7 protein-coding genes and 1 pseudogene are annotated in these 6,688 nt (G+C 66.1%); 1 reads left to right on the plus strand and 7 read right to left on the minus strand.

Going from position 1 to position 6,688, the window contains the following annotated elements:
• Nucleotides 1-2: 2 nt before the first annotated feature.
• The 7 genes from A5659_RS22095 to ag85B all read right to left on the minus strand — a co-directional run bounded on the left by A5659_RS22095 (nucleotide 3) and on the right by ag85B (nucleotide 5,303).
• On the minus strand, nucleotides 3-1,325 hold the full coding sequence (locus tag A5659_RS22095; RefSeq protein ID WP_066878149.1) for a cytochrome P450: 1,323 nt from the start codon (nucleotides 1,323-1,325) through the stop codon (nucleotides 3-5).
• A 57-nt stretch (nucleotides 1,326-1,382) separates the two neighbouring features.
• Nucleotides 1,383-1,805 carry a lipoprotein LpqH gene (locus tag A5659_RS22100; RefSeq protein WP_066878146.1) on the minus strand — a complete coding sequence of 141 codons (423 nt, stop codon included), beginning with the start codon at nucleotides 1,803-1,805 and terminating at the stop codon, nucleotides 1,383-1,385.
• Nucleotides 1,806-1,817: 12 nt separating this feature from the next.
• A complete protein-coding gene (locus A5659_RS22105; protein WP_066878144.1) occupies nucleotides 1,818-2,651 on the minus strand; it encodes an SDR family oxidoreductase in 834 nt (277 codons plus the stop codon).
• Nucleotides 2,652-2,656: 5 nt separating this feature from the next.
• Nucleotides 2,657-3,133, minus strand: coding sequence for an SRPBCC family protein (locus A5659_RS22110; RefSeq protein WP_197498137.1), 477 nt, complete (start codon nucleotides 3,131-3,133; stop codon nucleotides 2,657-2,659).
• 35 nt (nucleotides 3,134-3,168) lie between these two features.
• Entirely contained in the window at nucleotides 3,169-3,606 is a 438-nt protein-coding gene (gene rpfC, locus A5659_RS22115; RefSeq protein WP_066870708.1) for a resuscitation-promoting factor RpfC, read from the minus strand.
• 105 nt (nucleotides 3,607-3,711) lie between these two features.
• Nucleotides 3,712-4,287, minus strand: coding sequence for a chorismate mutase (locus tag A5659_RS22120; protein WP_369829396.1), 576 nt, complete (start codon nucleotides 4,285-4,287; stop codon nucleotides 3,712-3,714).
• 23 nt (nucleotides 4,288-4,310) lie between these two features.
• On the minus strand, nucleotides 4,311-5,303 hold the full coding sequence (gene ag85B / locus A5659_RS22125; RefSeq protein WP_066870705.1) for a diacylglycerol acyltransferase/mycolyltransferase Ag85B: 993 nt from the start codon (nucleotides 5,301-5,303) through the stop codon (nucleotides 4,311-4,313).
• A 731-nt stretch (nucleotides 5,304-6,034) separates the two neighbouring features.
• Here ag85B and A5659_RS22130 point away from each other — a divergent pair.
• A pseudogene (locus tag A5659_RS22130) lies at nucleotides 6,035-6,688 on the plus strand (hypothetical protein); the annotation flags it as partial.

Genomic DNA, 6,688 nt, shown 5'->3' on the forward strand with positions numbered 1-6,688 from the left:
TGTCAACCGGTTCGGTCGTACTCGCGTACGTACGGCCCCAGAGCCACCGGCAACGACGACCATCCGCGCAGCACCCGGGTTTCGCGTCTGCTTCCGGCGCCCGCCGCGCGTACCTCGGGAAAACGGTCGAAAAATGTGCGCAGTCCGACTTCGCCCTCGGCCCGGGCAAGGGCCGCGCCCAGGCAGAAGTGCCGGCCACCGGAGAAGGCGAGATGCCGTCCGGCGTTGTCCCTTTCGATGTCGAAGCGGTGCGGGTCGGGAAAAACCGATGGATCCCGGTTGGCGGCGGCCAGATACACCAGCACCAGATCGCCACGATGTAACTGCCGGCCGGCTATCTCGACGTCGCCCCGCGCCATCCGCGCGGTCAGCTGCACCGGCGATTCCAGCCGCAGGATCTCTTCGACGGCGTTCGGCCACAGTTCGGGACGTCGGCGCAGGGTGTCCAGATGCTCCGGCGCGTCCATCAACATCCGGATCCCATTGCCGAGCAGGTTGACCGTAGTCTCGAAGCCGGCGGCTAACACCAGCCCGGCGATCGCCTGAAGCTCCTTCTCGTCGAGATAGGTTTCCGCAGAACCACTTTCGGCCGTCTGGATCAGCTGGCTCATCAGATTGTCGCTGGGATCCAGGCGTAGCCGCTGCAGGTGCTCGGCGAGCCAGGCGCTGAAGCCGGCGATCCCGTCCTGCACGCTGCGGTATTGCCGCCATGGCAAGCCGATGTCGAGGCTCGGTGCGGCCAGTTCGCCGAATTCGAGGACGCGCGGGCGCTCCGACTCGGGCACGCCGAGAATGTCGCTGATGATCGCCACCGGAAGCTGCGAGCAGTACCGTCCGACGATGTCCACCACGCCGGACTCACCGGCCAGCCGATCCAACAGCTCGGCGGCCGTCTGCTCGACCCGATCCCGCAGGGCGGCAACGGCTCTGGGGGTGAACACCGCCGACACCGTCTTGCGGTAACGGGTGTGATCGGGCGGTTCGACGGCCAACAACGATGGCGCACGCAGTGGATGCAGCAGGCCGTCGCGGGTGCGGCGCTCCACCCATCGCAGCGGCGCCGGCAGATTCGATCCGAAGATCAGCACCCGAAAATCGTCGGACCGCAGCAGTTCATGCGCCAGCGCGTGATCGGCCGTCAGATACGCCACGCGGCCCTTCACCAGCTTGCCCCGGGCACGGACTTCGTCGTAGTAGGCGACCGGGTCGGCGGCCACCGCCGGATCGGCGATCAGCCTGGCCTGGACGTCGCCTCGCCGGGCTCCGAGGGCCGCGGCGCCCCGGATGAAGCCATGCATCGCGAACCAGTGCAACCGTTCCTTCACCGGCCCCCTCCCTCGATCAGGCGTCGTTTCGAGCCTAGGCCCCGACCAGCTGTGGAGTCAGCACTCGGCGACGATTTTGAAGTCGGTGGTCACCACTTTGTTGGGGTTGCTGCTGTTGATGCCGTAGGCGCTGCCGGTGATGGTGTAGGCGTCGTTGTTGAGTTCGACGTGCGCGTCGCCCACCCCGCCTTGCCAGAAGCTGCCGCTGAATCCGTCGACATTGCGAATCTTGACCCACTGCGGCATCACCCGGTAGCCGCTGAGCAGCACCACCGCTTCGACCCCACCGTCGCGGTCGGGGATGTTGATGGTGCGGTACATCTGGTCTTGCCGGCACGCCGGGGGACGCGTCGTGTGCGTGGCGCCGTCGATGGTCAGCCGCGCGGCCCGACGAGGCGTCGTCGGCGCCGCGCTGCATCCCGCGACACTGACGACGACCGCCGCCGAAACCAAAGCGACTGTGAGCAAACGGTTTTCCACCAGCCGACCTCCTTACTGCCGCTTCGGCGCAAGCGCGGGTAGGGACTTGACGATGCTGCGTCGCACGAATTCCGGGCTCACGCCCTTGAAAAAGTCGATCAGGCGGATGCTCTTGGGCACATACCAGTGCAACCGCTTCGGATGGTGATAGGCCTGCCACGCCGTCTCGGCCACGCTGCTTGCCGGCATCAACCGGAGCATGCCCTTCTTGGGTGCGGTGGCCCGCAATTGCTCCGCCGTCATGGGTGCGCGCCCGTCGTCGGAGTGATTGGTCGTGGTCGTCAAGATGGCGGTGTCGATGAGCCCGGGCAGCACGTCGGCGACGCGCACGCCGTGGCGCTGCCACTCCACGCTCAGCGCCTCGGTCAGACCTTTGACCGCATGCTTGGTCGACGAGTAGACGGCCAGGCGCGGCATGCCGTAGGTCCCCGAGGACGACGACGTGGAGAACATCAGGCTGCCCGGGGTCTTCTTGAGGTAGGGCAGCGAAGCGTACGCGCCCGTCAGTACCGCCTTGAAGTTCACGTCGACGACACGCATCGCGGCGTCATAGGGCACGTCCTCGAACCAGCCGGATTCACCGATGCCGGCGTTGTTCCACATCATGTCCAGTCCGCCGCCGCTGTTGCCGGCGCAGAAATCGGCCAGGGCATTCTCGAGGGCCGCCTTGTCCGTCACGTCGACGGCGCGGGTCCACAGTCGATCGCCGCCGAGTTCGTCGTTCAGTGTCGCCAGGCCGTCCTCGTTGCGGTCGACCGCGCCGACGCGCCAGCCCTTGGCGTGGAACAACTTTGCGCCCTCGCGACCCATGCCGCTGCCCGCACCGGTGATGAAGACGGATTTCACGGGCGTCAGTCCGCCTCGACCACGTCTTTGATGCGGTTCAGCGTCTTGGTCATGTCGCGGATGTTGCGGCGCTTGCGCAAAAAGCCGCCGAACAACCAGTAGAAGGCGAGCCACGGCGCCGGGTTGAGCCGAAACGACTCGGTGACGTCGGTCCCGCCGCCGCCACTGGGCGCCAGGCGGTAATGCCAGTTGTTGACGGGCCTGTCACCGAGGAGCACCGTGAAGCCGAATTCGCGGCCCGGTTCGCAGGCGGTGACCTTGCACGTTGTCCAATACACCGGCCCCATCTCATTGCGCCGGACGTGACCGCGGAATTTGGCCCCCAGGGCGGGGCCCGTCGCATCGCCGAGCCACTCGGCTTCAAAGACTTCCGGGGAAAACTTTCCGGTGTTGCGGACGTCCGCGATGAGATCCCAGATCTTGGCCGCAGGCGCCGCCATGTGAACAGTCGCCGAACCTTCCATGGGCTGATCCAAACACAGCGTGGCGCCCGGTCATAGAGCGCAGGTGCGTTTCATCAGTGCGGGACGGCCGCCTGAATCAGCCCGTTGATGATCTGCTTGATGCCCTGGGCCGGGTGCGAGTACCAACCGATCGGCAGGCCGGATTGCGCGCCGCACTTTGGCCAGGCCTCCACACCCTCCTCGGCGAAAACCCGGTTGGCCACAGCGATTTGCTGCTCTCGGGACGCGGCGGCCGGGTTGCCGACACCGCCGTAACGCGCCCAGGTGGCTGGTTTGAATTGCAGTCCACCGTAATTCCCGTTTCCGGTGTTGGCGTGCCAGTTGCCACCGGATTCGCATTGGGCAATCGCGTCCCAGTTGGGAGCGGGGTCTGCGCTCACCACACCCGTGGACGAAGCCATCGACGCTGCAACGACCCCGCCGACCACTACGGACTTGACGAGAAGCTTGCAGAGATTCTTCATGTCCGGGATTTCGGCGCGTGTGGCCAAAGCGTTACCTATTCGAAAATGGCGCGAGATATGCCATCTATCTGCGGAAACCGCCTTATCGGCGGGCCAAATCGGACCGTTAGAAATCGGTGAGGAAAAATTAAGTTATTGCTGGCAATACGACTGCGTCGCTGATGACAGGGCCTTTTGGTACAGGTCGTCGAGCTGCCGCCCGCGGGTGACGCCGCTTCGCGCGGCGTCGAGTTGGGCGCCACATTCCGGCGAATGCAGCACGCCCCAGTTGCCCGACAGCTGGGTCAGCATCGTCTGGTTGAGGGCGTCGATCGCCGACCGCGACGACGACAGGTCCGGTGCGTCGGGCGGAGCGCTTCCCGGATTCAGCTTCCAGTCCGCGAACCGGCCGTATTCGACGGCCTCGGTGGCGCTGATCTGGTCTCCGAACACCCGGGTGACGTAATCGCGGTCGATGTGTTGGGCGACGGCCTCGTCACCCAGCCTGGCCAGTTCCTGCTGGACGCGCGCCGGATCTTCGATGGCGCCGTGCTGGTGCCACTTGTAGGCGGCAACCGAGTCGGCGATCTGCAGCCGTTGCGCGGCCGCGTCGACCAACGGGGTGAGCGGACTCACGGTGTCGGCCCGGGCGGGCGCCACCAGCATCGCCAGGCTCACGACCGCGATCCCCCAACGCACTACTGCGCCTGACGGAGACGTCAGGCGCAGTAGTGACCGAGCGGGCGGTTGGGTTATCCGCCGCCGCCAGGCGAAGCGCCCAGAGTGCCCTGCAGGTCGGGCTTCATGGCGTTGAGCTGGGCTCCCCAGTACTCCCAGCTGTGCGTTCCGTTGGCGTTGAAGTTCCACACCGCGTTGTGGCCGCCGGCGCCGTTGTAGGCGTCCTGGAACTTCAGGTTGCTGCTGCGCACGAAGTTCTCCAGGAACTCGGCCGGCATGTTGGCCCCGCCGAGCTCGGACGGCGTGCCGTTACCGCAGTACACCCAAAGCCGGGTGTTGTTGCCGACCAGCTTCGGGATCTGCAGGGTCGGGTCGTTGCGCGCCCACGCCGGGTCGCTCGACGGACCCCACATGTCGTTGGCCTTATAGCCACCGGCGTCACCCATCGCCAGACCGATCAGGCTCGGCCCCATTCCCTGCGACGGGTCCAGCAGCGCCGACAGCGAGCCGGCGTAGATGAACTGGGCCGGGTGGTAGGCGGCCAGGATCATCGCCGACGAACCGGCCATCGAGATGCCGACCGCCGCACTTCCGTTCGGCTTCACACTCTTGTTGGACTGCAGGTACTGCGGCAGCTCGCTGGTGAGGAAGGTCTCCCACTTGTACGTCTGGCAACCGGCCTTACCACAGGCCTGGTTGTACCAGTCGCTGTAGAAGCTGGATTGACCACCGACCGGCATGACGATCGACAGGCCCGACTGGTAGTACCACTCGAACGCAGGGGTGTTGATGTCCCAGCCGTTGTAGTCGTCTTGGGCCCGCAGACCGTCCAGCAGATAGACCGCGGGGGAGCCGCTGCCGCCGCTTTGGAACTGGACCTTGATGTTGCGGCCCATGCCGGCGGACGGCACCTGCAGGTACTCGACTGGCAGGCCCGGCCGCGAAAACGCATTCGCGGTTGGAGCGCCGCCGGCAAGACCGATCAGGCCCGGCAGTGTGGCTGCCGCCGCTGTGCCGACCAAAAGCCGGCGCCCCCAGGCCCGGACCTTCTCGCTCAGATCTGTCATACCTGCCCCTTGTCGATGTGATCAGTGTGATCGTGGTCTCACAGGAATTTACCGTGTGAGTCCGTCAAATGTCGATTGGGACGCGAACGCGTCTCGTTTCGGCATCGCTTTTCACTTCACAATTTCGCCACCCGGCGCAACCGGGCGGCGTCGGGCCCCGCGTACCCGCTGTATGACCGCCCCACACACCGGGTGAGAAAACGCCAGGCCGCAGCGGGTTTACGTCGAGTCGAGCTCTCGCGATGCCCCACGCTTTTAGAATCCCCCGAAATGAAGCCCGGACCGGATTCGCTGATCGCCACCGGCGCGCCGCGCGTCGGCAGTTTGATCGTTTGACGGCACCACGGTCGCGCGGTGCGGGGCATTTAATTTGCGCGGCCGATAAAGCCTGGTTTGGCGACCCAGAGGCCCCCCGCACTACGGCCCTCGCGGCCCTCGCGGCCCTCACCTCGTCGGAGCTCTGCAACCGGCGGCAACCGGCTGAAGCGGCGAACCCGCCTGCGGCCCAGCCCCGTTTCACCGCGCCGCCCTTTCATCTGGCGATTCCGCTGTCATGCCCGACCGGGGCAGCCGGACTTGCGCCGACCGCGTAGGCTGCTCTCGAAGCAAGCCGATGAAGACCACGCTATCCCGCGTCTGTTCCGGCTCTCTCGAATCACCGCGCCCGCGGCTTCATGGTGCGCGTAGATGCGGCTGAGGGCGTCGGACGCGGGACCGATTGGGGCATAGATTTGGACACGGTTCTTGGCCTGTCAGTGACGCCGACCGCCGTTGGTTGGGTCCTCGCCGAAGGACATGGCGCCGACGGCACCATCCTCGATCACCAAGAGCTGGTGTTGCGCGCGGGCCACGGTGTGCGCGCCGTGGGCACCGCAGAACAAGTGGTGGACGAGGTATTGCGGGTCGACACCGAGGCGGCCGCGAGCGATCGCCGGCTGCGTGTCATCGGAGTGACCTGGAACGACGAAGCATCCGCACAGGCCGCGCTGGTCTTGGAGGCCTTGACCGACGCGGGATTCGACAACGTCGTGCCGATCCGGTTCCTCGAAGCCATCGAGACGTTGGCTCGGGCCATCGCGCCCGTCATCGGCTACGAGCAGACCGCCGTCTGCATCCTCGACCGGGACTCGACGACCGTGGTCATGGTCGACACGCACGACGGTGAGACCCAGACGGCCACCAAGCACGTGCGGGGCGGCTTCGACGGCCTGACCCGCTGGCTGACCGGCATGTTCGAGCGCAACGGATGGCAGCCCGGCGGCGTCGTCGTGGTGGGCGGCCACAGCGACATCGACGGCCTCTCCTGGCAGCTCGAAACGACTTTGCCGGTACCGGTTTTCGTGCAATCGATGGCCCAGGTGACGATCGCGCGCGGCGCGGCGCTG

Origin of the sequence: Mycobacterium sp. 1165196.3 (assembly GCF_001673415.1) — a bacterium.
GTDB lineage: Bacteria > Actinomycetota > Actinomycetes > Mycobacteriales > Mycobacteriaceae > Mycobacterium > Mycobacterium europaeum_A.